This is a genomic window from Myxococcus faecalis, from assembly GCF_050039385.1.
Lineage (GTDB): Bacteria > Myxococcota > Myxococcia > Myxococcales > Myxococcaceae > Myxococcus > Myxococcus fulvus.
In genome coordinates, this window is sequence record NZ_CP144336.1 from 1,899,147 (window position 1) to 1,925,110 (window position 25,964).

The window sequence follows — 25,964 nt, forward strand, 5'->3', positions numbered from 1 at the left end:
TTGACGCGCTCCGTCACATCCCAGGGGCCGCCCACACCCGAGGGCGGCCCGTCAGAGTCCGCGACTTACGCGGATTCCTTCTTCGGCTCGGCGGGCTCCTTCTCCGCCGCGGCGTGGAGCACGACGGGCTCGCTCTTCTTGAGGATGACCTCCTCGGAGATGAGCACCTCGCGGACCGTCTTGCGGGACGGGATTTCGTACATCACGTCCAGCATGGCCGACTCGAGGATGGAGCGCAGGCCGCGGGCGCCCGCCTTGCGGCGGATGGCCTCGCTGGCGATGGCCTTGAGCGCGCCGTCGGTGAACTTCAGCGCCACGCCGTCCAACTCGAAGAGCTTCTTGTACTGCTTGGTGAGCGCGTTCTTCGGCTGGTTGAGGATGTTGATGAGCGCGGGCTCATCCAGCTCCTCCAGCGCGGTGATGATGGGCAGGCGGCCGATGAACTCCGGAATCATGCCGAACTTGAGCAGGTCCTCCGGCTCCACGTGCTTGAGCAGCTCCGACAGGTTGCGCTGCTTCTTCGACTGGATGTCCGCGCCGAAGCCCAGGCTGCGCCCGCCCAGGCGCCGCTCGATGACCTGGTCCAGGCCGCCGAACGCGCCGCCGCAGATGAACAGGATGTTGGTGGTGTCCACCTGCAGGAACTCCTGCTGCGGGTGCTTGCGGCCCCCCTTGGGCGGAACGTTGGCCACCGTACCTTCGATGATCTTCAACAGCGCCTGCTGGACGCCCTCGCCGCTGACGTCGCGGGTGATGGAGGGGTTCTCCGACTTGCGGGCGATCTTGTCGATTTCGTCGATGTAGACGATGCCGCGCTGGGCCCGCTCGATGTCGTGGTCGGCGGCCTGCAGCAGGTTGACGATGATGTTCTCCACGTCCTCGCCCACGTAGCCGGCCTCGGTGAGGCACGTGGCGTCGGCGATGGTGAAGGGGACGTTGAGGATGCGCGCCAGCGTCTGGGCCAGCAGCGTCTTGCCGCTGCCCGTCGGGCCGAGCAGGAGGATGTTGCTCTTCTGGAGCTCCACGTCCTCGAGCGCGACCTTGGACTCGATGCGCTTGTAGTGGTTGTGCACGGCCACCGACAGCGTCTTCTTCGCGCGCTCCTGGCCGATGACGTACTCGTCGAGCACGGCCTTGATTTCGGAGGGCCGCGGGATGCGCAGCTTGGTGTCCTTGGTCTCCTCGCGGTCGATCTCCTCCGCGATGATGTCGTTGCACAGCCCGATGCACTCGTCGCAGATGTAGACCGTCGGCCCCGCGATGAGCTTCTTCACCTCCTTCTGCGACTTGCCGCAGAAGGAGCAGCAGAGGGTCTGGTTGTCTCGCTTCTCCACGTTCTTGCCCGCCATGAAATCCCTCGCTGCGCCTGTAAAGCCGCCCGCCCCGAGCGCCACCCGCCTCGGCTCCAGGCCAATCTAGTCAGCCCCCATCAGGGACGTCCACGCGCCTTCCCTGTACTTAACAGGGGGAGTGGGTCGGCGCAGAAAGCAGAAAGCCGGAGGCGCGGGGGCGAATTCCCGCGGCTCCGGCCACCGGCCGAGGCGTCGAGCCCCGGCAAACGTCTACTTCTTCTCGTCCTTGCCCAGGCCCACCACCTTGCGGGGGTTCTGGATTTCATCCACGATTCCGTAGGCCTTCGCCTCCGTGGCGCCCATGAAGTAGTCGCGGTCGGTGTCCTTCTCCACGCGCTCGATGGACTGCCCGGTGTGCTTGACGATGAGCTCGTTGAGCTTCGCCTTCATCCGCAGGATTTCGCGGGCCTGGATCTCGATGTCCGTCGCCTGGCCCCGCACCCCACCCAGCGGCTGGTGGATCATGATGCGGCTGGACGGCAGGGCGTAGCGCTTGCCCTTCGTCCCGGCGAGCAGCAGCACGGCCCCCATCGACGCCGCCTGCCCCACGCAGATGGTGGAGACCGGCGGCTTGACGTACTGCATCGTGTCGTAGATGGCCATGCCCGCCGTGACGGAGCCGCCCGGCGAGTTGATGTAGATGTTGATGTCCTTGTCCGGGTCCTCGGACTCGAGGAACAGCAGCTGGGCGACGATGACGTTGGCCACGTCATCGTCGATCTCCGTGCCCAGCATGATGATGCGGTCCTTCAGGAGCCGGCTGTAGATGTCGTACGAGCGCTCACCGCGGTGCGTCTGCTCGATGACGTAGGGAACGGGCATGAAGGGCATGGCGACCTCGGGAGAAGACTCGAAGGGACGGCTCGACGAAGACGAACCTCAGGTCAGGAATACTTCGCCCGGCCCTTCAGGAATTCAATCGTCTTTTCCTCGCGCAGTCGCAGAGACAACCCGAGCCGCTCGTCCGCGCCCTTGAAGTAGCGCTTCACGGCCTCCACGGGCTGGCCCGCCTCCACCGCGAGCTGCTCGATGCGCGCGTCCACGTCCGCGTCGCTCGCCTGGATGCCCTCCTTGAGGGCGATGGACTCCAGCAGCAGCGTCCCCTTCACCTCCTGGGTCGCCTTCTCGCGCATCTCCTCGCGCAGGCGGTTGAAGTCCAGGTTCAGACGGCTGGGGTCCACGCCCGAGCGCTGCAGCTGCTGCAGGGCGCCGCGGAGCATGGAGTCCATGGCGCGCTCCACCATGGCGCGGGGGACCTCGAAGGGATTGCGCTCCACGAGGCCCTTCATCACCGCCTCGCGGTCGTCGTTGTCCGCTTGCGAACGGCGCGCGCGCTCCATGTCGGCGCGCAGCTTGCCGCGCAGCTCCTCGAGCGTCTGCGCGATGCCCGTCTCCTTCGCCAGGTCGTCGTTGAGCTCGGGGGAGATCTCCTTCTTGATCTCCTTGAGGGTGACGTGGAAGCGGCCCGTCTTCCCCCGCACCTCCTCCACCCGGTAGTCGGCGGGGAAGGCGTAGTCGATGTCCTTGGACTCGCCCACCTTCACGCCCTCGAGCGCGGCGATCTTCGACTCGACCAGCTCACCGGGCTGCACCTGGACGGTGATGCCCTCGGCCTTGCTGCCGGCGAACGGCTGGCCGTCCACCGTGGCGTCGTAGTCCACCGTCGCGTAGTCACCGGAGGCCGCCGAGTCGCGGTCCGTCACGGGCTCCAGCCGGCTCAGCGACTGGCGCATGCGGCCGAGCTGCTCGTCGATCTGCTCGTCGGTGACGGCGGTGTCCGCCTTGGTCAGCGGCAGCTCCGCGTACTCCTTCGCCTCGACCTTGGGCTTGACCTCCACCCGGGCCTCGAAGCTGAAGGGCGCGTTGGCCTTGAGACCCTGGTTGGTCACCTGCGGGCTCGCCACCACCTCCACGTTGTGCTCGCGCACCGCGTCCAGGTAGGCCGTCTGCACCACGCGCTGGATGACCTCGTCCTCGACCTGGTCCTTGAAGCGCTGCTCGAGGATGCGGCGGGGGACCTTGCCCTGTCGGAAGCCCGGCAACCGCACCTGCTGGCCAAGCCTGGAGTAAGCGCGGTTCAGCTCTTCCGCCACGCGGGCGGACTCGACCTCGATGGAGAGCTTCTTCTCGATGGGAGAGAGCTCTTCGACCTGGACCTTCATACGGGCCTCGCTCGCCGCCTTCTCGGACAGTCGTCCCGAGCGGCGCCGGTTAAGTGGGACGTGCGCCTTTAGGGGATAGGCACGAACGGGTCAACGCGAAATGGGCGAGGAGGGACTCGAACCCTCACACCTTGCGGTACCAGATCCTAAGTCTGGTGCGTCTACCAGTTTCGCCACCCGCCCGGATGCGCCGCGTGCCTTGTGCCGTACATACCGCGAAACGTCCGCCGCGCGTCACCCGACGGATGCGTGCTGCGGAAAAACAAACGGGGTCTCTCCATCGCTGGAGAGACCCCGTATGAGAGCGGAGGGAATCGAACCCACAACCTATGGATTAAGAGTCCATTGCTCTGCCAATTGAGCTACGCTCCCGGCACTGCGCTTGGCCCGTCGGCTGCGTGACGTCCAAGTGGCGGCGGTAATTACAGAAGGCCGCCCGCGCTGTCAAAAGTATTTTCGTCTCCCCTGCATTCCCCACGCACGGCATCTCCCACGAGGACGCGCAGTCCGGGATGGGACGCCACGCCGCCCGCTGGACGGGCTGGCGCCGGGGACGGCCGGATTCCGAATGAAACAGAGCCACGGGCCCACTGTTGAACGTGGCCACGGCGACCCGTGTGTCCGGAGTGCTCGGAGACACGGGGCTCGCACGCGCCCCCATTCCGGGACTCTGAGCACGTGAACCGCCGAGGCACAGGCGGGCGGACGGAGGTCGTCCGCCCTTTTCGCGCAGGACGTATGCAGGAGACGACAGTGACGGAAGCCAACATCCCCCCCAAGGTGGAAGACACCGGCTCGGCGCTCGGCGGCTGGAGCCGGGAGCGCATGGAGTTGATTCGGCGCACCATCTGCCCCCGGGGCATCAGCGAGGACGAGTTCGCCCTCTTCATCGAGCAGTGCAAGCGCAGCGGGTTGGATCCGCTGCTCAAGGAAGCCTTCTGCGTCGCGCGGAGGCAGAACATCGGCAACCGGGAGCGCCCCAACTGGGTGACGAAGTACGAGTTCCAGCCCTCCGAGGCCGGGATGCTCGCCCGCGCGGAGCGCTTCCCGGACTTCAAGGGCATCCAGGCGAGCGCCGTGTTCGCCGAGGACGACATCGTGGTGGACCAGGGTCGAGGCGAGGTGGTGCACCGCTTCAACCCGGCCAAGCGCAAGGGCGCGCTGGTGGGCGCCTGGTCGCGGGTGGTGCGCGACGGGAAGCTGCCCGTGGTGGTGTGGCTGGACTTCAGCGGCTACGTCCAGCAGACGCCGCTGTGGGCCAAGATTCCCACGACGATGATCGAGAAGTGCGCCCGGGTGGCGGCCCTGCGCAAGGCGTACCCGGAGGCCTTCGGCGGACTGTACGTCCGGGAGGAGATGCCGGCGGAGGACTTCGATTCGGCCTCGGCCCACCCCGAGCCCGTCCCCGCGGGCGGCGCCTACGAGGTGCTGGGCGCCAGGACGGGACCGGTGAAGGCGTCCTTCCCCACCCCGCAGGCCACCGCGCCCACGAAGGAGGAGAAGGCGGTCCCCGCGAAGCTGGACGTGGATCTCCCGCTGGCCCCGCTCCCCGCGAAGGAAGTGGAGGCGGCGAAGGAGGACGTGGAGCCCACCGTGGCGCCCACGCGTCCGAAGGCGAGCGCCGTGCTGGTGGCGTTCGGTCCGTACAAGGGCAAGACGGCCTCGGAGCTCTCGGACGAGGAGCTCAGCGAGACCATCGAGCTGGCGAACGAGAAGCTGATGGAGCAACCCCGCGCGCGCTGGGCCAAGGCGATGCGGGAGAACCTGCTCGCGCTGGAGGCGGAGACGGAGCTGCGCTGCCGCGTCCCGTCCACGGCGGACAAGAGCAACGGCGCGTCCCACGCCTGATGCGCTGAAGTGAGGACTGCCTCCGTCGGACGTCTTCCGGCGGGGGCCCTCTTCGCGGCGCCGCTCGGGATTCCCATGAAGGAGTCGGGGCCTGCCTAAAGAGGAGAGGAGCGCGCTCGGAGGGACTTGAACCCCCAACCCCCGGGTTCGAAGCCCGGTGCTCTATCCAGTTGAGCTACGAGCGCAACCTACGAACAGGGGAAGAAGGTGGGCGGCCAACCGGGGTCGAACCGGCAACCTCTGGAGTCACAGTCCAGCGCTCTAACCAGTTGAGCTATGGCCGCCGTTACCGCTACGGCGTTTGAAGCGGGGGCTTCCCTACCGTGGAAAGCCGGGCCAGTTCAAGGCCCAAATGTGACGACAGCCAGGTTGGCGCCCCAAGCAGGACTCGAACCTGCGACCCCCGACTTAGAAGGTCGGTGCTCTATCCAGCTGAGCTATTGGAGCTGGGCCGGGCTACCTGCATCCACTCCCTACTTGAAAAAATCGGGGCGAGAGGATTCGAACCTCCGACCCCCTGCGCCCAAGGCAGGTGCGCTACCAGGCTGCGCTACGCCCCGAAAAGTAGAGTCCGGCATTGTTGAACCATCGCGGACGGACGCGCAAGGCCCACGTGCCTGACCTCGCCATTCACGCACGCGCGGCGAGCGAGAGCAGCTTCGGCTTCATCTTCCGGAAGGCCGCGCCCCGGTGGGAGATGCCGGACTTCTCCTCGGCGGTGAGCTCCGCGAGCGACCGGCCACTGTCCAGAAGGATGAAGACCGGGTCGTACCCGAAGCCGTGCTCACCTTTCGGCGCGTGGCCGATCCGCCCCTCGCACCGCCCCTCCTCCACGTGCGTGCGCCCATCCGGCCACGCCAGCGCCAGCGCGCAGCGGAACGACGCCGTGCGCTTCTCGTCGGGCACGCCGCGCAGCTCCGAGAGGAGCTTCTCGTAGCGGGCCTTGTCGTCGCCGGGCGCGTAGCGGGCGGACAGCACCCCGGGCTGGCCGTCGAGCGCGTCGACGCACAACCCCGAGTCATCCGCGAGCGCCGGCAGGCCCGTGACCCGCGCGTACTCCACCGCCTTCTTCACCGCGTTGGCCTCGAAGGTGTCGCCGTCCTCCTCCGGCTCCGGCACCGGCGGCAGGTCCGCGAGCGACACCACCTCCACCGAGTCCCCCACCAGCTGGCGCAGCTCGCGCAGCTTCCCCTTGTTGGTGGTGGCGAAGAGCAGCTTCGGCGAGGGCGTGCTCATTCGAGCGCCTTGGCCTGCGCGGCCACGAGCTGATGGATGGCGGCAAGTCCCCCGTCGAGCATCGCGTCCAGCGTCTTGCGGTCGAACAGCTGGTGCTCGGCGGTGCCCTGCACCTCCACCATGCGCCCGTCTCCCGTGGCCACGATGTTGAGGTCCACGTCCGCCTTGGAGTCCTCCTCGTAGTCCAGGTCCACGCGCACCTCGCCGTTCACCACGCCCACGGACACCGCGGCCATGGGGGTCAGCTTGGGCTGCTTGGTAAGGATGCCCTGCTTCTGCAGCGAGCGCAGCGCGAGCACCACCGCCACGTACGCGCCCGTAATCGACGCCGTGCGCGTGCCGCCGTCCGCCTGGAGGACGTCACAGTCCAGCGTGAGGGTGCGCGGGCCCAGCGTGGACAGGTCCACCGCCGCGCGCAGGGAGCGGCCGATGAGGCGCTGGATCTCCATGGTGCGGCCGGTCTGCTTGCCCTTGGCGGCCTCGCGCTGGTTTCGCGTGTGCGTGGCGCGCGGGAGCATGCCGTACTCGGCCGTCACCCAGCCGGTCCCCTTCCCCATCAGGTGCGGGGGCACGCGCTCCTCGGTGGAGCAGGTGATGAGCACCTTGGTGTTGCCGAACTCCACCTGCACGGAGCCTTCCGCGTAGCGGGACACTCCGGGGGTGAGGATGACGGGGCGAAGGTCCAGTGCACCACGTTGGAAGGAACGCACGGCGAGCTCCTGGGTAGGGAATGAGCGCGTCCCTTCTCTACCAGAGCCGCGTGGCCCGCGTGTCGTCCGAGTCGGCCCGGTGTCCACTCAGGGCGTCTGCGAGCCCGCCACCTGGGCCGGCCGGGCCGCGTCCCTGCGCCGCGTGTCCTTCAGGAAGGCGAGCACGCCCTCGCTGATGGCCTCGGCCAGCCTCTCCTGGTAGTCCGCCCGCCCCAGCTTCAGGCCCTCCTCGGGATGGGAGATGTAGCCCACCTCCACGAGCACCGCCGGGCACTCCACGCCGGAGAGCACGAAGAAGGGCGCCTGCTGCACGCCCCGGTCCGCCGCCCGCGTGCGCGCCACGAGCCGGGGGTGGATGGCGTAGGCCAGCCGGGACGAGTCCGAGTGCGCCTCCGTGCGCACCAGGTCATCGAGGATGAGCGCCAGCGTCGAGTCGCCGCGCGCCGCCCGCGACATGGGCGCCTCCGAGTTCTCCCGGTCCGCCACCGCGAGCGCCGCTTCACCGGAGGCGCTGGCCGACAGGAAGTACGTCTCCACGCCCTCGGTGCGTGCCCTCATGCGGGGCGTGGGCATGGAGTTGGCGTGGATGGAGATGAAGAGGTCGGCGCCGTGGTCGTTCGTCATCTCCACGCGCTCGGTGAGGCTCACCAGCGCGTCGCGCTCGCGCGTCAGGTACACCTCGCCGCCGGCCGCCTCCAGCCTGGAGCGCAGGCGGTGGGCAATCTGCAGCGCCACCTCCTTCTCGCGCAGCGCGCCGGGCCCCTTGGCGCCTTCCTTCACGCCGCCGTGGCCCGGGTCGATGACGATGCGCGCGGGGCGCTCGCCGGCTCCCGCCGTGACGGGAACCCAGCAGATGCATGCGAGGAGGAGCAGCAGGGAGCGGGAGGACGACGTCATGCCGGAGGGGGATGCTAGCGGAGCCCCACCCCGGGCGCGAAATCCCCGCCCGGCGCCCGGTTCAGCCGATGACGTCGATGCCCGGACGGCCCGCGCGGACCTCGCCCAGCAGCGCCGCGTCCACCCCGGCCCTGTCCAGGGCCCTGAGCGCCTTGACCGCGTCCTTCGCCGGCACGCAGGCCAACAATCCGCCATTGGTCTGCGCGTCCGCGAGCACCCACTGGATGGCCTCGGGGAGCCCCTTGGGGAAGCGGACCTTCTTCTGCACGTGCTCCAGGTTCGACTTCGTCCCGCCCGGCACCACGCCCGCCTCGGCCAGCGAGGGCACCTCGGCGATGAGCGGCACGCGCTCCAAATCCAGCGCCGCGCGCGTCTTCGCGGCCGTCATCATCTCCAGCAGGTGGCCCAACAGGCCGTAGCCCGTCACGTCCGTCAGGGCGTTCACCTTGAACCGGCCCGAGGCGAAGACCTCGCCCGCGGCGCGGTTGAGCGTGGTCATCACGCCGATGACGTTCTTCTGCAGCTGCTTGGAGGCCACGCCCCGCTTGATGGCGGTGGTGGCGATGCCCGTGCCCAAGGGCTTGGTGAGCAGCAGCAGATCCCCCGGCTTCGCGCCCGCGTTGGTGAGCACCTTCTTGGGGTGCACCACGCCGGTGACGGCCAGGCCGTACTTGGGCTCGGGGTCGCGGATGCTGTGGCCGCCGAGGATGGGGATGCCCGCCTCCTCCACCTTGGACTGGCCTCCCTCGAGGATGCGCGCCAGCACGGACTTGGGCAGCTCATCCGGGAAGCCCACGAGGTTGAGCGCGAACAGCGGCTTCGCCCCCATGGCCCAGATGTCCGACATCGCGTTCGCCGCGGCGATGGCGCCGAACTGGAACGGGTCGTCCACCACGGGCGGGAAGAAGTCCACCGTCTCCACCACGGCGAGGCCGGGCGAGAGGCGGTAGACGGCCGCGTCGTCATTCGTGTTGAAGCCCACCAGCGCTTGCGGGGGGCGGGAGGACTTGAGCCCTCCCAGCAGTTGGGCCAGGTCCCCGGCCCGCAGCTTCGCCGCGCAACCCGCGCAGTGACTCAGCTCGGTGAGGCGCAGGCGCTTCACCGACTTCGCGTCCGCCACGGCGACATCCCTTCAGATGGAGCCCGCCCTCCCACGAGGAGAGCGGGCTTCGTGTGCGACCTAGATGATGCGGACGTACTCGCGCTTGAGCAGGTGCACCAGGCCCTCGGCGGTGACGACATCATCCGCGTCCGCCCGGTCCAGCACCCCCGCCAGCGTGCCCTGGTTGAGCACCAGCTGGAGCACGTCCAGCAGCTCCGGCGTCAGCTCCTTGAGCGGCGGCACCAGCGGCACCGACAGCTGGAGCATGGCCTCCGGGGGCGGCAGGCTCGGCTGCAGCCGCTTGAGCTCGTCGAGCTGACGGAGCGCGTCCATCAGCAGCGCCTCGGTGGACGAGTCCAGCTCCACCATGAACTCCTGGCTGTCCGCCGGCCGCAGCTCGAAGTCACCCGACTCCCAGGTGATGATGCGGTTGAAGCTCTTCTGCGGCCCCAGGTTGTGGTTCTCGTTGATGACCGCGTAGTACACGCGGCCCTGGCGCAGGTAGATCTTCCCCTCTTGCGTGCTGTTGACCACCAGCACGCCGTTCTTCTTGGAGGTGTGGAAGAGCTGGAGCAGGTCCGGCAGGGGGATTTCTTCAATCTTCCCCGTCATGGAGCTGCCCTTGGTGGTGGTCCGCGCGGCCTGGGCGGCGGCGGCCTCCTCCAGCTTCAGCTTGGCCGTGCTCTCGTCCACGTTGGCGCCGTCGGCGCCCTGGTGCACGAGCTTGAGGATGGAGGTGCCGATGAGGATGCGGTCCCCCTCCTTGAGCCCCGCCTGCTTCACCTTCTCGCCGTTGACGAAGGTGCCGTTGGTGGAGCCCAGGTCCTCGATGGTGATCTTCCCGTTGGAGAAGCTGATCTTCGCGTGCTTGCGCGAGACCATGTCCTCCACGAGCACCATGTCCAGCTCGCTGGAGCGGCCGATGACGATCTGCTTCTCCGCCTTCAGGGGGAACTCTCCGCCCTGGTACTTCCCGGAGATGAACTTCAGGGCATAGGTCTTCGAGATATCCATGGTCATCAACCCGCCTGCTCCACCTTGCCGGGGTCCTTCACCAGGTTGAGGTACATCTGCGCGCTCTTGTTGTCGGGGCTGCGCGCCAGCACGTCCTCCCACACCTGCACCGCCTCCGCCCTGCGCCCGGCGGAATACAGCGCCACCCCGTACTGGATACGGCCGGGGATGTAGGACGGGTTCTGCGCGATGACCTGTTCGTACTCGGCGATGGCCGCCGCGTTGTCCCCCGCGTCACGCAGGGCATTGCCCAGCTTCAGGCGGATGTCCACGAACTGTGGGCACAGGCCCAGCGCGCGCCGGTACTCCTCGATGGCGCGCTGCCATGCGCCACTGGAGGCGAACACGTCGCCAATCTCGCCGTACATGTTGGCGATCTTCTTCTCGACGTAGGGGTCCAGTTCCCCGGGGCCCGTCTTCTGCCGGGACAAGGCGGCCTGGTAGACCTCCTTCGCCTCGGCGTACTTGCCCATGTCGTTGTAGATGACCGCGAGATTGAGCGCCGCTTCGGTGTACGCCGGATTCAGGTTCAGCGCGGACTCGAACGCCCGCTGGGCCCGGGCGAACTGGCCCTGGTCGTGGTAGATGATGCCGAGCATGTTGAACACGTCCGCGAACGTCGGATTCTGCTCGACGATCTTCGCGAGGTACTGCTCGGCCTGGGCGTACTGCTTCTTCTCGAAGTAGCCGCGCCCGAGGGTCAGTAGCTGCTTGAGGGGCTCTTCCATGACTCCGGCCCGTCCTCGGGCCCTGCCTCCGACGCGGCTAGCCTACATGAGCCCGGGCGAAAACAAGAATTCATCACCGTGAAGCGTGAGCGACAGCGACCGTTGGCCCCGGGTGTCCACCGGCCTCGACGGGAGGGAGCCCTGCAACCGCCAGTGCTCCGTCACCACTGCTTGCTCCCGCTCCAACCGGATGTACCACGCCTCCGCCCGATACACGCGTCCTCGCAACATCTTCAGTTCGTCCCACTCGGCGCCCCCCACTCCGGGATTCCCCGGAACAGAGAGCCGAGCCAGGCCTTCCGCGTCCGCGGCCTCCAGCGCGCGGCGCCGCGCCTCGAGCGCCGTGACGACGGCCACCAGTCGGGGGGAGGTGTTCTTCTCCGGCACCCAGTCGCCCCCGCGTCGCACGAAGGGCACCTTCTCCACGCCGGCGGTGCCCACGCGGGTGGGGCCGAGGGTGCCGTTGAAGTCGAGCGTGGCGTGGGCCTCGGCGCGCTGGCCGCCGGGCTCCACCGTCACCGTGATGCGGGCGAAGTGGAGCTCCTGGGAGACCAGGGGCGCGTCCGCGAGGGGGATGGGCAGGGAAAACCCATAGGCCTCGGTGTGCTTCAGGGCGGTGATGATCTCCGCCTCGGGGCCCGCGGCGAAGCCCAGCAGCCGGGGGATGAGCACCGCGCAGGCGGCGAGCACCGCCAGTCCGGCGATGACCAGGCCCCCCAGCCGGCTCCACTCCTCGGTGGACCTCACGCGGCCTGCCGGGGACCTCACGTGCCCAGCATCTGCTGGGCCTTCTGGGCGGCGGGCGTCCCCGGCAGGCGGCGCAGCACCTGGCGCAGGGTCTCCTCGGCGCGCTTGGGGTCGTTGAGCTTCACGTAGGCCTCGTGCAGGTCGAAGAGGGCCTCCTCCTCGTACGGCGTGCCGGGGTACTTCGTGAGCAGCGACTCCAGGCGCTGGGCCACCGCCTTCCAGCGCTCGCGCTTCGTGTAGAAGCGGGCCACGTACAGCTCGTGCTCGGCCAGGCGCTTGCGCGCGTCGTCCGCGTGCCGCCTGGCCTCAGGGACGTACTGAGAATCCGGGTACTGGCGGAGGAACTCCTCCATGGTGGAGAGCGCGGCGCGAATCTCGCCCTGGTCCTTCTCCTTGGAGGGCGGCAGCGCGAAGAAGTCGGACGGGTAGTCCTCCACGTGGGTGAGCGCCGAGCGGAACGCGGCGTAGTCGACCTTGGCGTGCGTGGGGTGGAGCTTGATGAAGGCCTGGTACTGGTCCCGGGCCTCGGCGAAGGCCTCGCGGGCGAAGTCCAGGTCCGCCAGGCGCAGCTCCGCCTCGCGGGCGGCCTCCTGGTACGGGTACTTGACCCGGACGTACTCGAAGTACTTCTGGGACTTGAAGAAGTCCTTGTTCTCGAGCGCCTCGCTGCCGAGCCGGAGGTTCTCCTCCGCGTCGGCGGCGTAGTCGGGGTCTCCCCCCTGGGAGCCGGAGAGGGTGGAGCAACCCGAGGCGGACAAGAGGACGACGGTCAGGAAGGCGACGACGGAACGCATCGGCGGCACGCTATTCGTCCGGCCCCGAGGGGTCCAGTGAAGGTTCGCCGAGCAGTTGCTGGATGACGTCCTCGGAGAATCCCCGCCCGGACAACAGCCGCGCGGCGCGGGCCCAGGCCTTCTCGTCGAGCGGCCGGGCCGCCAGCCCCCGCTTCTCCAGGACGGCGCGCGCGGCGGCCGTGGCGTCGAAGTCCACCGCGTCCGTGGCGGACGCCAGCGCGCCCTGGGCCGCGTCCTCGGACAGGCCGTGGGCTTGCAGCTTCTGGAGGACGGAGGCGGGGCCCTTGCCCGAGCGCAGGAGGGAGGCGGCGCGCGCTTCTCCGAAGCGGGTGTCGTCCAGGTAGCCCCAGCCCTGGAGGCGGGCGAGCGCGGCGTCGCGGACGCAGGGGGCGAAGCCCTTCTTCTCCAGGGCCTGGAGCAGTTCCTGGCGCGTGCGAGCGCGGATGCCCAGCAGCTTGAGTCCCGCATCCGTGGCGCGCTGGACGGCCTCGGGGCCTTCATCCTCCGGGAGCATGGCGGGATACGTAGCATGTGGTAACAGGCGCGGCATGCATCCAGTCCTTGCCCGCTACCTCACCGCCGATGTCGCGAAGGAGACGCTCCGCAAGCAGCAGGCGGGGGGCGCCCTCGACCCGGAGGAGCAGTTCTTCGCCGAGGCCGCCAAGGCGCACCCGCGCCAGGCCGCCATCCTGATGGACGTGGGTGGCCGCGTCCTGTCCTCGGACGCCCAGGCGGCGCTGGTGCTGCTGGCGGCGCACGCGTCGGCGCGCGCGATTCAGGAAGACGCGGAGCTGACCGAGGCCACGAAGAAGGCGCGTGAGGCGCTGGCCGAGGAGGGCGCGAGCGAGGAGGAGACGGACGCGTTCATCGCCTCCATCCTCCTGGAGGAGGCGTTCGGCTACGAGCAGGACGTGGACAGCTTCGACCGCGAGTACGTGAAGGAGTCCCTGGGCGAGGTGCCCGCGCTGGCCGCGCTGACGAAGGAGGCGGTGGACGCGCTGTTCGTCGGCTTCGTGAAGGCCTCGAAGGACGACGCCGAGCGCAAGGTGCGCGAGGTCATGGCGAGGGCGCTGTTCGACATCGCCTGGGCGGAGGGCCCCGCGCCCATCAACCCCGAGCACATCGAGGCCCTGCTGGACGCGCAGGTCGCCGACAAGCCCGAGGAGGAGCAGGAGGAGAAGGTGCACGCCACCGCCCACCTGCTCCAGGCGCTGGCGAAGGAGGGCCTCATGGGCCCGCTGCGCCTGTCGCGCCTGAGGGCCATGCTGGGCGAGGAAGACGCGTAGTCCCCCCTGTGACGCGGCGGTGGGCCCTCGCGGCCCGCCGCTCGAAGTGGCTGATGCCAGGTCGTGCGAATCGGATGGACGGGAGGATGACTCCCCTTCCCCGTCACGAGCCTGAGCGATGTCCCTGGACGCAGCCCGCTGAGCGAGACGCGCCCCCTCTCGCAGGTCGCGTCACACAGGTGGGCGACGGCACGGAGCCGTCTCGCCTCACGGGGATCTCCCGACAGACGAGGCAGAGCACCGGGGCTGGGCCGTTCGCGGCGACCCGCTCTCATGGCCCCTCAACGCTTCGGGGAAGCACCGAGGCCGGGCGTTCGCGGCCTCGCCGCCACTCAGTGGCATCAAACGAAGCACCGAGGCCGGGCGTTCGCGGCCTCGCGCCACTCAGTGGCATCAAACGAAGCACCGAGGCCAAGCGTTCGCGGCCTCGCCGCCACTCAGTGGCATCAAACGAAGCACCGAGGCCAAGCGTTCGCGGCCTCGCGCCACTCAGTGGCATCAAACGGAGCACCGAGGCCAGACCGCGCGCGGCGGTCTCGACCCACGGTGCCCCTTCGACTCAGAAGCGTTCGATCTGGAAGTCGTCGTCCCCACCCGCCGCCGGAGCGGGCGCGGGGGCCGGCGCGGGAGGACGGGCCGCCGGCGGAGGCGCGGCCGGACGCATGGCCTGCGCGGGTGCGGGCGGACGCGCGACGTTCGGCGCCGCGGGCGTGGCGGGACGCGCGACCTGGACCGGCGCCGGCGTGGGCGGCGCGGCGGGAGGCGGTGCCGCGCCCACGGGCGCGCCCTTCTGCGCGAAGGCGGCCGAGCCCGGAATCGGACGGGCCTCGCCCGGCTTCGCGTCGAAGCTGTCCCACTTGGAGTCGGACGTGCCGCTGATGCCGGAGAAGCGCAGCGCGAAGTCGTCCGGGTTGGACGCCTGACGGTGGGCCTCGTCGTAGGTGACCAGCCCCTGGCGCACCAGGCTCATCAGCGACTGGTCGAAGGTCTGCATCCCGTAGGAGTCCGTGCCCTGCGCAATCGCGTCGTGGATCTCCTTCGTGCGGTCCTTGTCCTCGATGAGCTCGCGCACGCGCGCGGTGACGCGCAGCACCTCCACCGCGGCCACGCGGCCCTTGCCGTCCGCGCGCGGCACCAGTCGCTGGCTGACCACGCCCTTGAGCACCGAGGCCAGCTGGATGCGCACCTGCTTCTGCTGGTGCGGCGGGAAGGCGGAGACGATGCGGTTGACCGTCTCCGTCGCGTCCAGCGTGTGCAGCGTGGACATGACCAGGTGGCCCGTCTCCGCCGCGTGCAGCGCCGTCTCGATGGTCTCGTGGTCTCGCATCTCGCCCACGAGGATGACGTCCGGGTCCTGCCGCAGCGCGCTCTTGAGCGCCTGCGCGAAGCTCATCGTGTCCACGCCCACCTCGCGCTGGTTCACGATGGAGCGCTTGTCGCGAATGAGGAACTCGATGGGGTCCTCAATCGTCATGATGTGGCTGGTCTCGTTGGAGTTGATGTGGTCGATCATCGCCGCCAACGTGGTCGACTTGCCGGAGCCCGTCGTGCCCGTCACCAGGATGAGACCGCGCTCCTCGCCACAAATCTTCGCCAGCACCTGCGGCAACAGCAGGTCCTGCATCGTCATCACCTTGAACGGGATGACTCGCAGCACCGCGCCCACGGTGCCGCGCTGCTGGAAGACATTCACGCGGAAGCGGCCCAGGCCCGGGACTCCGTACGCCAGGTCCACCTCGTTGCTCGCCTTGAACTTCTCCTTCTGGAACTCGTTCATGATGCCGAACGCCATCCGCGCCACCTCCTCGGGCGGAAGACGACGGCCGTCCTTCAACGGCACCAACGAGCCATCCACCCGGAACATGGGCGGCAGACCGGCCTTGAGATGAATGTCGGAGGCACCGCCGCGCAGGGCGATCTGGAGGATCTCATTGAGTTCCATGGGCGTCGCGGATGGTAGCAGACGCTCCCGCGCCCGCGCGACACACCGTGGAGTGAGTCCCCGAAAACACCACGGCGGAGACCCTCGTGAGAGAGCCTCCGCCGCGGAGGACAGCGAGCGACCAACCTGAACGGTTAGCGCTTGGAGAACTGGAACCGGCGACGCGCGCCCGGCTGACCGTACTTCTTGCGCTCGACCGCGCGGGCATCACGCGTGAGGAAGCCGGCCTTCTTCAGCGCCGGACGGAACTCCGGGTTGAAGGCGCACAGGGCGCGGGCGATGCCGTGACGGATGGCGCCGGCCTGGCCGGAGAGACCGCCGCCGCGAACGTTCACGGTGACGTCGAGCTTCCCCTTCTGCTCGAGGATCTCGAGGGGCTGGTTGAGCACCATCTTCGAGGTCTCGCGACCGAAGTAGTCGTTGATCTCACGACCGTTGATGGTGACCTGACCCGTGCCGGGACGCAGCCAGACGCGAGCGGTGGCCTCCTTGCGGCGGCCGGTGGCGTAGAAACCGAGCTCTTGGTGGATGGGCATGGACGTTGTCTCCCTTACGCCTCAACCGAGTACGCAGCCGGCTTCTGGGCGGCGTGGGGGTGGGTATCACCCGCGTAGACCTTCAGCTTCGTCATCATCTGCCGACCCAGCGCGTTGCGGGGCAGCATGCGGCGGACCGCGTTGATGATGATGTCCTCGGGGTGGCGCTGGCGGAGCTTCTCCAGGTTGGTGATCTTCAGGGCGCCCGGGAAACCCGCGTGCGGGTGCCGGTAGTACATCTTGTCCTTCTCCTTCGTCCCCGTCACCTTCACCTTGTCGGCGTTGATGACGATGACGTGGTCGCCCGTGTCGATGGACGGCGTGTAGATGGCCTTGTGCTTGCCCTTGAGCAAGGTGGCAATCTGGCTCGCCGCGCGGCCCAGCACCTTGTCGGACACGTCGATGACGTGCCACTGGCGCTTGATGTCCCCAGCCTTCGCGCTGTAGGTCTTCTGCGACATTTCGTGCACTCCAGACTTCTCGCGGTCGCCAGGTGCATGCCGGGGACCGCATCTCGTGCGGAACCAACCACAGGTCCTCCACGAAACATCCGCAGAGGCCCGGAAAGGCCGACCCTCCTAGCGGTCATGGAGGATCAAGTCAAGGTTGGCGGGGGCCCCTGAGCCACGGAAGGCTCTTTTCCTACCCCGCCCTACCCCCAGGAGGCACGCCCCCACCCCCTGGAGTCCCTGGCTGGGGCTTCTTGAAGCGCTCCTTGAGGTTGGCGAAGAAGTTCTTCTCCTCCGTCGTCGGCGGGCCCTGACGCGGCGCATCAGGCGTGACGTGCTCGATGACGTCCTCGGGCAGGTCCTCCAGGAAGCGGGAGGGGGTCCGGGGGACCTCCTTGCCGCGCTTCACGCGGGTGACGGCGCGGGTGAGGTAGAGCAACTCCTTGGCGCGGGTGATGCCCACGTAGCAGAGCCGGCGCTCCTCCTCGAGGTTCTGGGCCTCGCCCTGCATGCCGCCGTGGGGCATCAGGTCCTCCTCCATCCCGATGAAGAAGACGAGCCGGTACTCCAGGCCCTTGGAGGAGTGGATGGTCATCAGGGTGACGCGGCGGTTGCTGCCCGGGACTTCCTCGTCGTCCTCCTGCTTGTTGTCCAGGCTCAGCCGGTTCAGGTAGGTGAGCAGGCTGGCCTTGGGGCCCTCGCGCTTCTCGAAGCGCTCCAGGGAGTCGATGACGCCGTCCACGCCCTTGAGCTTCTTGTCCGCGCTGGTGGCGCTGGTGGCGTGCGCGCGCGTGGCGTCCCGGAAGCCGATCTCCTCCAGGAGCTTGCGCGTGGCCACGGCCAGCTGCCCGTGCTCGTACGCCGCGCGGTAGCGCTCGATGAGGTCCACGAACTCGTGCACCTTGGCGCCCGCGCCCGGGGGCAGATCGTCGTACTCGGACGCCTTGCGCATCACCGTCCACAGCGTGACGCCCTCCGCGCGCGAGTGCGCGTGCAGCCGCTCCACCGTCACGTCGCCGATGCCGCGCGACGGGACGTTGATGATGCGCATGAGCGAGATCTCATCCAGCCGGTTCACGATGACCTTGAAGTACGCGATGACGTCCTTCACCTCGCGCCGGTCGAAGAACTCGCTGCCGCCCACCACCTCGTAGGCGATGTTCTTCTCGCGCAGCATCTCCTCGATGGGGTGCGACTGGCCGTTGGTCCGGTAGAGCACCGCGATGTCGTCCGCGGGCACGCCCAGCGAGATGTGCTTCTGGATTTCATGCGCGACGAAGCGGGCCTCCTCCTCGTCATTGGGGCACGCCACCACCTTCACCTTGGGGCCCCCCTTGCGGTCGGTCCACATCTGCTTGGCCTTGCGCTCGGGGTTCTTGGCGATGACGGCGTTGGCCGCGTCCAGCACCATCTGCACGGAGCGGTAGTTCTGCTCCAGGCGCACCTCCTTCCCGCCCGGGAAGAAGTGGTCGAAGTGGAGGATGTTGCGCACCTCCGCGCCGCGCCACGAGTAGATGCACTGGTCGTCGTCCCCCACCGCGCACACGTTCTTGGACTGCCCCGCCATCAGCTTGAGCAGCTCCAGCTGGGCCAGGTTCGTGTCCTGGAACTCGTCCACCAGCAGGTAGCGGAAGCGGTGCGTGTACTTGAGGTACAGGTCCGAGTGCTCACGCAAGAGGCGCGTGGGGAGGATGAGCAGGTCGTCGAAGTCCACCGAGCCCTGCGCCTTCAGCGCCAGCTGGTAGTCCGGGTAGACCATGTGGGTGATGAGGTCGTAGTCGTCGCCGATGCCCTCGGGCTTGGGCTCGGGCGCCTGGCCGGAGTTCTTCGCCTTGGAGATGAGCCCCAGCACCTTGCGCGCGTCGAAGGCGCGGTCGTCGATGCGGTGCTCGCGCATGGCGCGGCGGATGATGGCCAGCTGGTCGCCCATGTCCGCGATGGCGAACTTCCTGGGCCACCCCAGCCGGTGGATGTCCTCGCGGAGCATCTCCGCGCCGAAGGCGTGGAAGGTGCACACGAGCACGCCCTGGGCGCGGGGCCCGGCCATGTGGACCAGGCGCTCCTTCATCTCCGAGGCCGCCTTGTTGGTGAAGGTGACGGCGAGGATGTTGCGAGCCAGGATGTGGTCTGGCCGCTCGTTGAGCAGGTGGACGATGCGGTGGGTGATGACGCGGGTCTTCCCGCTCCCAGCACCCGCGAGGACCAGCAAGGGACCCTGGAGGGTGACCACGGCCTCGCGCTGAGGAGGATTGAGCTTCGAGAGGTCCATTGCGCGCGGGGCGGGGATACCTTTTGATTCGGCCGTGCGCGACAACTTTCTCCCAGGCCTCACCCTCCTCCTGCTCGCGCTCGCCCCGGGTGTCGGGTGCACGAAAGCGGAGGGCACCTCCGACGAGGTGACGGCCTCCATCCCCGCCGCCAGTGCGCCCTGCGTGTACTTCAAGACGCTGGCACCGTTCCTGCCGGAGGAGCTGGAGGGCTTCACCGTCGCGCGCACCCAGGGCTCCACCGGCAAGTACGGCGAGGTGTCCGTGTCGGAGGCCGAGCGGCTGTTCACCCGAGGTGAGGGCCGCGAGGTGAAGGTGCGCATCGTGGACACCACGATGGGGCAGAAGATTGGGCAGGCCATCCGGGACGCGGCCGAGCGGGCCAAGGACCGGCCGGCGAGCGACCCGGCGGCGCCCATCCACTGGAAGGACGCGGTGGGCTTCGTGAGGTACGACGCGGAGGAGGCGCTGGCGGAGGCGAACCTGTTGGTGGGAGATCGCTTCGTGGTGGCCGTCACCAGCCGGGGCTTTCCGGGCACGGTGGAGGTGCGGCGGGTGGCGCGAGGAATCGACCTGGCCGGGCTGGCCCGGCTTCAGTGAAGTCCGACAATGGGCAAGGAGTGTCCCGGGTGGTGAAGGAGAAAGGTACGCGGTCCGAAGCAGGAGACCTGCTCGCCGCGGAGAAGGCGGCGCGGGAGGTCGTGGCCTCGCTCGGCAAGAGGGAGTTCCTGGACCAACTCCAGAAGCTCACCAAGAGCTACGCGTCGGACCCGGGCAACCCGGGCTCCTACGCGTGCGAGGGCTGTCAGCGCTGCGCCAACTGCATGTTCTGCAAGGACTGCGACAGCTGCTTCCAGTGCACGCACTGCACCCGGTGCGAGCTGTGCAACAACTGCTCGCACTGCGTGGAGTGCAAGAGCTGTCATGCGTGCGCCTACTGCCTGCAGAGCGAGAACTGCACCACCAGCGCCTACCTGGTGATGTGCCGCAACCTGCAGGACTGCAACTACTGCTTCGGGTGCGTGGGCCTGGCGAAGAAGGACTTCCACATCCTCAACGTCCCCTTCCCCCGGACCGAGTACTTCAAGGTCGTGGGCAAGCTGCGCAAGGAGCTGGGGCTGCCGTAGTGCCCCTCGCGCGGGTCCGGCCCGGCCCGCGTCAGAGCGCCCGGACGTAGAGCGCCTTGAGGTACTCCGTCTCCGGCAGACCCGCGAGCACGGGGTGGTCCAGGCCCGCGCCCCGGCGCTCGAGAATCTGCACCGGGCGCTTCGCGTCCGCGGCGGCGCCCAGCAGCATCTCCTCGAAGCCCGCGCGGTCCAGCTTGCCCGAGCACGAGCAGGTGACGAGCACACCGTCCGGCTTCAGGCACCGCAGCGCGCGCAGGTTCAGCTCGTGGTACGCGCGCAGCGCGGTCTCCAGGCCCTCGCGGCGCTTGGCGAGCCCCGGCGGGTCCAGCACGATGAAGTCGAAGCGGCGGCTCTGCGAGTCGAAGCGCTTGAGCACGTCGAAGGCGTTCGCGTGCTCCACGGTGACGTTGGTCCGGTTGTTGGCGCGGGCGTTGTCGCCGATGCGCGCGGCGGCCTTCTCGTCCTGCTCCACCGCGATGACGGACGTGCAGCTGCGGGCCAGGGAGAGCGCGAAGCCGCCGTGGTAGCTGAACAGGTCCAGCGCCTCGCCGCGCGCCAGCTCTCCGGCGCGCAGGTGGTTGTCCACCTGGTCCAGGAACGCACCCGTCTTCATGTCGCCCATCAGGTCCACGTCGAAGCGGTTGTCGCCCTCGTGGTACGTGAAGCGCGACTCGCCCTGGCCGTGCAGCAAGCGCGTCTCGCGCGGCAGGCCCTCGAAGTCGCGGCCGGAGGCGTCGTCGCGGCACACCACGTGGGTGGCGCCGGTGAGCTCCACCAGCATCTTCGCCAGCGACTCCTTGCGCGCGTCCATGCCCTCGGAGAGCGTCTGGAGGGTGAGGCCCTTGCCGTAGCGGTCCACGAAGAGGCCCGGCAGCAGGTCCGCCTCGCCGTGCACCAGGCGCAGGCCGTCACGCTTGGACAGCGAGGACCTGCGCGCGAGCGCGGCCTCCAGGCGCTTGCGGAAGAAGGCGTCGTTCACCTGCAGCTCGCGCGGGGGCGTGCGCGTCAGCAGGCGCAGCGCCAGCGGGGAGCGCCGCGCGTAGAGGGCCTGGCCGATGGGGTTGCCCTGGGAGTCCACCACCATCACCACCGCGCCGGGGCCCGTCACGTCGGGCGGGGCGGCCAGCTCGGTGCGGTACAGCCAGGGGTTTCCCGCGCGCAGGGACTTCGCGCCCTTGGGAGTAGTACGTGCAACGGGAAGCGTCGGGGGGATGGCCATTCGCGTCACTCCAGGCCGCGCGCGGCCAGTTCCTCATCGTCCTCCCCGCGCAGATGCCCGATTTCGTGGAGCAATGTCACGCGAATCTGTTCGCGCAGCTCCGCCGGGGTGCGCACGGCTCGTGCCAGGTTGCGCCGGTACAGCACCACCGAGCGGCAGGGCGACTCCACTCCGTCGCAGGGCGCGCCCAGGGGCGGCCCCCGGAACAGGCCGAGAATCGTGGGCGACAGGGGCGGCTGGTTGGCGAGCAGGTCCACCTCGGCGGGCAGCTCCTCCGCGGTGACGGGGATGCCCTCCAGGTCACTGCGCATGTCCGCGGGCAGCTCGGAGACGGCGCGGGCCACGTCCACGCGGAAGGTGTCCTCGGTGGGCAGGGGCGGCGCCGGGAAGTCGTCGGGAGCCAGCGCTCGCGCCTTGTCGAAGTGCGTCTGCGCCTGCTTCCACTTCCCTTCCCGCTCCAGCAACAGGCCCAGGTGCTGGTGCGCGTGCGCGGCGCGCTCCGCGTCGTCGACGAGCCCCTGGAAGGCTCGCTTCGCCTCGGAGAAGCGGCACAGCTCGAAGAGGGCCAGGGCCCGCTCGTAGAGGGCCTCTCGGCTGCCCGGCTCTCGCGCCAGGACGATGGCGGCTCGGGCGAGGGCCTCCTCCGCCTGGCCCAGGTCGTTGAAGGCCATGGCCGACACCAGCGCCAGGTGCGGGATGAGCTCCGGGGGCGTGCCGGGCTGGGACAGGCCGCGCTCGGCGTAGAGCGTGCCCAGCTCGTCGCGCTCGCGCGTGGAGGTCATCTGCACCGCGTACAGGTGGGCCGCGCCGAGCAGCGCGTCCGCGTCCCCAGGGTCGATGGCAAGCGCCCGGGCGAAGGCGAGCTGCGCGTCCGACTCGCGCCCCAGGGCGGCCAGCGCGACGCCGCGCTCGGCGTGGGCCGAGGCCAGGTCCGGCTCCAGGGCCGCCGCCTGCGCCGCGCAGGACAGCGCCTCCTCGAAGCGTCCCGAGTCGTAGTAGCCGCGCGCCGCGTCCAGCGGAGAGCCGCCTCGGGCCTGGCAGACCGCGAGCGGCTGCACCGGGCGCGGCGTGTCGCGGGGCTCGTCCGAGGGCGCGGCACTGGCTGGGGAGGCCTTCACCGCCGACACCTCGGGCGTTCCGGCGTCTCCCGGTTCCGGGGCCGAGGCGTTCCGCTTGCAGGCGGTGAGGAAGAGGCAGAGGGCGAGCAGACCGCGCCGCGACATGGGCCGCCACGCTACGGCATCACCCCAGGGGCCGGGAAGCAGGGACGTGCATGCTCGCTCGGCGGGCGGCGGCGCTCCCTCCCGCAGGCACCAGGGTGACGCCCCATGAGCCGCTGCGTCTGGCCCTCACCTCAAGTGCCCGTCGCGGGATGTCGGCGGCGCTTCCTGCCTCGGGTTCATGCGGCGTCGCTGCACGCCTCGGGACACCAGGGTGATGCCCCATGCGCCGCTGCGTCTGGCCCTCACCTTGAGTGCCCGTCGCGGGATGTCGGCGGCGCTCCCCTCCTCGGGTTCATCACGTTGGCGACTCATCAGCCTCTGGATTCGGGCCTCCACCTCCCGCGCCCGCCACTCGCTGATGAATGGGCTCGGCGTGCCCTGTTCTCTCGGCGGACGGCGGCGCGGTCCATCTCGGTGCACTAGGGTGGCGCCCCCATGAGACCCTTGATTCTGGCCTCCACCTCCAGTGCCCGCCGCGCGCTGATGGATGGGCTCGGCCTGCCCTACCGCGCCGTGAGCCCGGGCGTCGACGAGACGGTGGCCGCCCACCTTTCGGCCCGCGACGCCGTCCGGGAGCTGGCGGCTCGCAAGGCTCGCGCCGTGCACGCACGACACCCCGACGCGTGGGTGCTCGGCGCGGACCAACTGGTCGAGGTGGCCGGACAGACACTCACCAAGCCCGTGGACCGCGACGCGGCGAGAGGCCAGCTCCAGAAGCTGCTGGGCCACACCCACGACATCCACACCGGCGTGTGCCTGGTGGACCCGGGCGGCTCCATCGACGAGGCCGTGGAGACCGCGCGCCTGACGTTCCACGACGTCACTCCGGATGAACTGGAGCGCTACCTCGACCTGAACGAGTGGGAAGGCTGCTGCGGCAGCTACCGCGTGGAGGGCGCGGGACAGGCGCTGCTGGCGCGGCTCGACGGAGACCGCGCCAACGTGCAGGGCCTGCCCATGGTGACGGTGGTGCGACTGCTGCGACAGGCCGGCTTCACCTTCTTCGAGCGCGGCCAGCCCTAGCCTCACCCCGCGGCGGACAGCTCCGCGAGAATCTCCTGGTACGCCGCGCGGGCCTTGTCCGCCTGGTCCGCCTTGAAGCTGGCCGCGGCCACCACGGGATGCCCACCGCCCCCATACCGGCCGGCAATGGCGGACAGGTCATGCTGGCGCAGCTCCGGCTTCCACGGGTTGGAGCCGAGCGACACCTTCGCGCGCGACGTCCCCCGCCCCACCCACAGCGTGTAGCGCGCGTCCGGATGGAGCGCGTACGCGATGAACTTGTTGAGGCTGTCCACGCCCTCGTCCACCAGGTCGAAGAAGACGACACCGCGCTCGTAGCGGGCCCGCGAGCGCACCAGCTCGATGTTCGACTGGTGGCGCGCGAGCAGCGGCGCCAGCGGCCCCGCGATGAGCTGCGAGGCGGCGATGTCCGCGAGCGACTCCGACTGCATGCGGCGGATGACCTCGGGGATGAGCGCCGGGTCCTTGTTCGCCTCCAGCACCGTCATGATGCGCAGCGCGGGCTCCTCCAGCGCCACCGCCATCTGCGGCGAGGGGAACTGCGCCCCGTCGATGAGCTCCGCCCAGTGGATGAGGTCCGAGAGCGCGGACGCGTCCCAGCCGAAGCGCTCGCGCGCCACGTCCGCCAGGTACTTCGTGCAACTCTTGCGGTGCGCGTCGTGGAATTTGCGTCCGCTCGAGTCCGCGCGGAAGTGCGCCTCGTCCCCGGGCTGCTGGAACGCGGAGGCATGGTGGTCGAACCACCACGTCAGCCGCGCGTCCTGGCTGTAGCGGAAGTCGACGATGACGTTCTCCTCGCCCGTGAAGACGGCCGGGTCGATGCCCTCCGCGCCCGGCTTGTGGTTCAGCCCCTGGTAGCGGAACGCCGCGTCCGCGCGGACGCGCTCCCGGTAGAAGCGGGTGAACACCGCGGCGCTCGCGGCGCCGTCGAAGCAGTTGTCGTGGAACAGGACCTGGACGTTCATGGCGGCGCCCGTTTACTGCAACGCGAGCCCCTCGCCCACCGCGGCGAAGGACTCCTGCCCGCCCGTGTCGCCCGGCTGTGCGTCACCCGACCCGGCGGCCACCACCGCGAGCCCCACCAGTCGACCATCCGGCAGCAGCCCGCAGCCCAGCGTGCCCCGCGCCCCCGCCGACGTGCTCAGCGTGAACAGCTTCGAGCGCGCCCCCAGCGCCGAGGGCGACGCCGTGCGCGCCTCCTCGCCCGTGCCCACCACGCTCAACAGCCCCTGGCAGCCCGCCTCCAGCTTCACGCCCGTGGAGCGCTCCACCCAGAGGAAGCCGTAGCGCCCGCGCGCCATGTCGCCAAAGCCCACGCCGCTGCCGTGCAGCGTCGCCGCAGGCAGCGGCAGGTGCGCGGAGAGCTGCTCACGCGTCAGCCGCTCCCACCCCACCGGCAGCTCCAGCCGATACCCCAGCTCACTGCCCACCAGCAGCTGCCGCACGCCCCCGCCTCCCAGGGATGCCCCCGTGCCCGGCAGCGCCAGGAGCACGGCCGAGGCCAGCGCCGTGGCGAGCCCCAGCCCCAGGCCCGCATGACGCCGCGCGGGCCCCGGCTCGCCCACCACCAGGAACAACGCCACCAGGCCCAGCGCGAAGTAGGCCACGTGCACGGGGGCCGTCGGCGCCCCGCGCGCGAGCCACGCCGTGGCGACCAGTTGCACCGCCAGCCCCGTCTGCGCGATGCCCTTCACCGGCCCCCGGTTGAGCACCAGCACCAGCGCCAGCACCAGGTCCAACGCCACCAACCCGTACGTCCACGCCGGGTCCTGCAGCGAGCCCAGCACCCCACCGGCCCGCAGGAACCACGCGGCCGCGCCCGCCCCCAGCACCGCCGCCACCGGGCCCGGATGCGCGGAGACGGCGCTCGTCACCAGGTCGCCACCGAAGACGGTGGCCTCGTCGTCCACCGCGTCCCCCAGCCGATCCAGCCGCGTGCGGCCGACCTTCTTGTAGGACTGCAGGTGGTCGAAGGGCTCACCACACGCGGGACAGGCCGAGGCGCCCCGGGGAATGGGGCTGTGACCGCAGCTCGGGCAGAGGGTCTGAGGCATGGCCCGCGTATACCGCACCGAACACTCCGCCCACGAGGGCGCGACGCCCATGTCAGCCCGCACCCCCAACTGCCAATTTTTGGACCAAATCGACGGGGCGCCAGCGACACCCGGGTCATTCAAGACCGAGCACACTCGCAGTGTTCGCGGCTTGTAGTGAACTCTCGACTCTTGAACGAAACGTCGAGATTGCGAGGCTGGATGAACGAATCAACTCGACAGAACGAGGAACCCTTCCGGGGTTGCGG

25 protein-coding genes and 6 tRNA genes are annotated in these 25,964 nt (G+C 69.4%); 5 read left to right on the plus strand and 26 right to left on the minus strand.

The features are described from left to right. Positions 1-65: 65 nt before the first annotated feature. The 5 genes from clpX to VZQ01_RS07235 all read right to left on the minus strand — a co-directional run bounded on the left by clpX (position 66) and on the right by VZQ01_RS07235 (position 3,886). Positions 66-1,349, minus strand: coding sequence for an ATP-dependent Clp protease ATP-binding subunit ClpX (gene clpX / locus VZQ01_RS07215; RefSeq protein ID WP_046712193.1), 1,284 nt, complete (start codon positions 1,347-1,349; stop codon positions 66-68). A 213-nt stretch (positions 1,350-1,562) separates the two neighbouring features. After that, on the minus strand, positions 1,563-2,183 hold the full coding sequence (clpP, locus tag VZQ01_RS07220) for an ATP-dependent Clp endopeptidase proteolytic subunit ClpP (protein ID WP_046712192.1): 621 nt from the start codon (positions 2,181-2,183) through the stop codon (positions 1,563-1,565). A 53-nt stretch (positions 2,184-2,236) separates the two neighbouring features. After that, positions 2,237-3,514 carry a trigger factor gene (gene tig, locus VZQ01_RS07225; protein WP_223784948.1) on the minus strand — a complete coding sequence of 426 codons (1,278 nt, stop codon included), beginning with the start codon at positions 3,512-3,514 and terminating at the stop codon, positions 2,237-2,239. 101 nt (positions 3,515-3,615) lie between these two features. Then, positions 3,616-3,697: transfer RNA gene (locus tag VZQ01_RS07230), tRNA-Leu, on the minus strand. Between the two features lie 116 nt (positions 3,698-3,813). Next, positions 3,814-3,886: transfer RNA gene (locus VZQ01_RS07235), tRNA-Lys, on the minus strand. Positions 3,887-4,267: 381 nt separating this feature from the next. On the opposite strand from VZQ01_RS07235, the gene bet reads away from it, so the two are divergent. Continuing rightward, positions 4,268-5,362 (plus strand): phage recombination protein Bet, encoded by a 1,095-nt coding sequence (gene bet / locus VZQ01_RS07240; protein WP_426747329.1) that lies wholly within the window; start codon positions 4,268-4,270, stop codon positions 5,360-5,362. Positions 5,363-5,473: 111 nt separating this feature from the next. Here bet and VZQ01_RS07245 read toward each other — a convergent pair. The 13 genes from VZQ01_RS07245 to VZQ01_RS07305 all read right to left on the minus strand — a co-directional run bounded on the left by VZQ01_RS07245 (position 5,474) and on the right by VZQ01_RS07305 (position 13,104). Beyond that, positions 5,474-5,547: transfer RNA gene (locus VZQ01_RS07245), tRNA-Arg, on the minus strand. Positions 5,548-5,572: 25 nt separating this feature from the next. Then, positions 5,573-5,646, minus strand: a tRNA-His gene (locus VZQ01_RS07250). Positions 5,647-5,732: 86 nt separating this feature from the next. After that, positions 5,733-5,809 (minus strand) — tRNA-Arg (locus VZQ01_RS07255). Positions 5,810-5,848: 39 nt separating this feature from the next. Beyond that, positions 5,849-5,922, minus strand: a tRNA-Pro gene (locus tag VZQ01_RS07260). 70 nt (positions 5,923-5,992) lie between these two features. After that, on the minus strand, positions 5,993-6,598 hold the full coding sequence (locus VZQ01_RS07265; RefSeq protein ID WP_267697193.1) for an XTP/dITP diphosphatase: 606 nt from the start codon (positions 6,596-6,598) through the stop codon (positions 5,993-5,995). Beyond that, a complete protein-coding gene (gene rph / locus VZQ01_RS07270) occupies positions 6,595-7,308 on the minus strand; it encodes a ribonuclease PH (protein ID WP_426747331.1) in 714 nt (237 codons plus the stop codon). Before rph ends, VZQ01_RS07265 begins: the two co-directional genes overlap by 4 nt. Positions 7,309-7,395: 87 nt before the next feature. Next, positions 7,396-8,205, minus strand: a complete 810-nt coding sequence (locus VZQ01_RS07275; RefSeq protein ID WP_426747333.1) for an N-acetylmuramoyl-L-alanine amidase family protein — start codon at positions 8,203-8,205, stop codon at positions 7,396-7,398. Positions 8,206-8,266: 61 nt separating this feature from the next. Next, on the minus strand, positions 8,267-9,307 hold the full coding sequence (gene selD / locus VZQ01_RS07280; protein WP_255316201.1) for a selenide, water dikinase SelD: 1,041 nt from the start codon (positions 9,305-9,307) through the stop codon (positions 8,267-8,269). A gap of 78 nt (positions 9,308-9,385) precedes the next feature. Beyond that, the gene (locus tag VZQ01_RS07285) at positions 9,386-10,321 is read right to left on the minus strand and encodes a DUF4388 domain-containing protein (protein WP_141326091.1); all 936 of its coding nucleotides are present in this window, start codon (positions 10,319-10,321) and stop codon (positions 9,386-9,388) included. 5 nt (positions 10,322-10,326) lie between these two features. Then, positions 10,327-11,049: a tetratricopeptide repeat protein gene (locus tag VZQ01_RS07290; protein WP_046712186.1), complete on the minus strand. Its 723-nt coding sequence runs from the start codon at positions 11,047-11,049 to the stop codon at positions 10,327-10,329. 42 nt (positions 11,050-11,091) lie between these two features. Beyond that, entirely contained in the window at positions 11,092-11,796 is a 705-nt protein-coding gene (locus tag VZQ01_RS07295) for a hypothetical protein (RefSeq protein WP_223784949.1), read from the minus strand. 17 nt (positions 11,797-11,813) lie between these two features. Next, positions 11,814-12,590 (minus strand): outer membrane protein assembly factor BamD, encoded by a 777-nt coding sequence (locus VZQ01_RS07300; RefSeq protein WP_426747335.1) that lies wholly within the window; start codon positions 12,588-12,590, stop codon positions 11,814-11,816. Positions 12,591-12,600: 10 nt separating this feature from the next. Then, positions 12,601-13,104, minus strand: a complete 504-nt coding sequence (locus VZQ01_RS07305; protein ID WP_223750600.1) for a regulatory protein RecX — start codon at positions 13,102-13,104, stop codon at positions 12,601-12,603. 34 nt (positions 13,105-13,138) lie between these two features. On the opposite strand from VZQ01_RS07305, the gene VZQ01_RS07310 reads away from it, so the two are divergent. Then, complete coding sequence (locus tag VZQ01_RS07310; RefSeq protein ID WP_223750599.1) at positions 13,139-13,876, plus strand: hypothetical protein; 738 nt, start codon at positions 13,139-13,141, stop codon at positions 13,874-13,876. A gap of 559 nt (positions 13,877-14,435) precedes the next feature. On the opposite strand, the gene VZQ01_RS07315 is transcribed toward VZQ01_RS07310, so the two are convergent. The 4 genes from VZQ01_RS07315 to VZQ01_RS07330 form a co-directional block, all read right to left on the minus strand. Continuing rightward, positions 14,436-15,818 (minus strand): type IV pilus twitching motility protein PilT, encoded by a 1,383-nt coding sequence (locus tag VZQ01_RS07315; protein ID WP_426747338.1) that lies wholly within the window; start codon positions 15,816-15,818, stop codon positions 14,436-14,438. Positions 15,819-15,952: 134 nt separating this feature from the next. Further along, a complete protein-coding gene (gene rpsI, locus VZQ01_RS07320; protein ID WP_046712181.1) occupies positions 15,953-16,354 on the minus strand; it encodes a 30S ribosomal protein S9 in 402 nt (133 codons plus the stop codon). Between the two features lie 14 nt (positions 16,355-16,368). Beyond that, the gene (gene rplM / locus VZQ01_RS07325) at positions 16,369-16,815 is read right to left on the minus strand and encodes a 50S ribosomal protein L13 (RefSeq protein ID WP_141326090.1); all 447 of its coding nucleotides are present in this window, start codon (positions 16,813-16,815) and stop codon (positions 16,369-16,371) included. Positions 16,816-16,996: 181 nt separating this feature from the next. Continuing rightward, positions 16,997-19,072 (minus strand): ATP-dependent helicase, encoded by a 2,076-nt coding sequence (locus VZQ01_RS07330; protein ID WP_267697197.1) that lies wholly within the window; start codon positions 19,070-19,072, stop codon positions 16,997-16,999. A gap of 34 nt (positions 19,073-19,106) precedes the next feature. On the opposite strand from VZQ01_RS07330, the gene VZQ01_RS07335 reads away from it, so the two are divergent. Together VZQ01_RS07335 and VZQ01_RS07340 are read left to right on the plus strand one after the other, a co-directional pair. Next, positions 19,107-19,670, plus strand: coding sequence for a hypothetical protein (locus VZQ01_RS07335; RefSeq protein ID WP_370640422.1), 564 nt, complete (start codon positions 19,107-19,109; stop codon positions 19,668-19,670). A 29-nt stretch (positions 19,671-19,699) separates the two neighbouring features. After that, positions 19,700-20,197 carry a caib/baif family protein gene (locus VZQ01_RS07340; protein ID WP_194869545.1) on the plus strand — a complete coding sequence of 166 codons (498 nt, stop codon included), beginning with the start codon at positions 19,700-19,702 and terminating at the stop codon, positions 20,195-20,197. 31 nt (positions 20,198-20,228) lie between these two features. Here VZQ01_RS07340 and VZQ01_RS07345 read toward each other — a convergent pair whose 3' ends face one another. Both VZQ01_RS07345 and VZQ01_RS07350 read right to left on the minus strand, forming a co-directional pair. Then, positions 20,229-21,416: a class I SAM-dependent rRNA methyltransferase gene (locus tag VZQ01_RS07345; RefSeq protein ID WP_223750596.1), complete on the minus strand. Its 1,188-nt coding sequence runs from the start codon at positions 21,414-21,416 to the stop codon at positions 20,229-20,231. 5 nt (positions 21,417-21,421) lie between these two features. After that, positions 21,422-22,639: a metallopeptidase family protein gene (locus VZQ01_RS07350; protein WP_255653639.1), complete on the minus strand. Its 1,218-nt coding sequence runs from the start codon at positions 22,637-22,639 to the stop codon at positions 21,422-21,424. 435 nt (positions 22,640-23,074) lie between these two features. On the opposite strand from VZQ01_RS07350, the gene VZQ01_RS07355 reads away from it, so the two are divergent. After that, positions 23,075-23,662, plus strand: coding sequence for a Maf family protein (locus VZQ01_RS07355; RefSeq protein ID WP_223750594.1), 588 nt, complete (start codon positions 23,075-23,077; stop codon positions 23,660-23,662). Positions 23,663-23,664: 2 nt separating this feature from the next. Here the strand turns inward: VZQ01_RS07355 and VZQ01_RS07360 are convergent, their stop codons facing one another. Continuing rightward, positions 23,665-24,627: a hypothetical protein gene (locus VZQ01_RS07360; protein WP_426747341.1), complete on the minus strand. Its 963-nt coding sequence runs from the start codon at positions 24,625-24,627 to the stop codon at positions 23,665-23,667. 12 nt (positions 24,628-24,639) lie between these two features. Then, complete coding sequence (locus tag VZQ01_RS07365) at positions 24,640-25,716, minus strand: zinc ribbon domain-containing protein (protein ID WP_426747342.1); 1,077 nt, start codon at positions 25,714-25,716, stop codon at positions 24,640-24,642. Positions 25,717-25,964 lie beyond the last annotated feature (248 nt).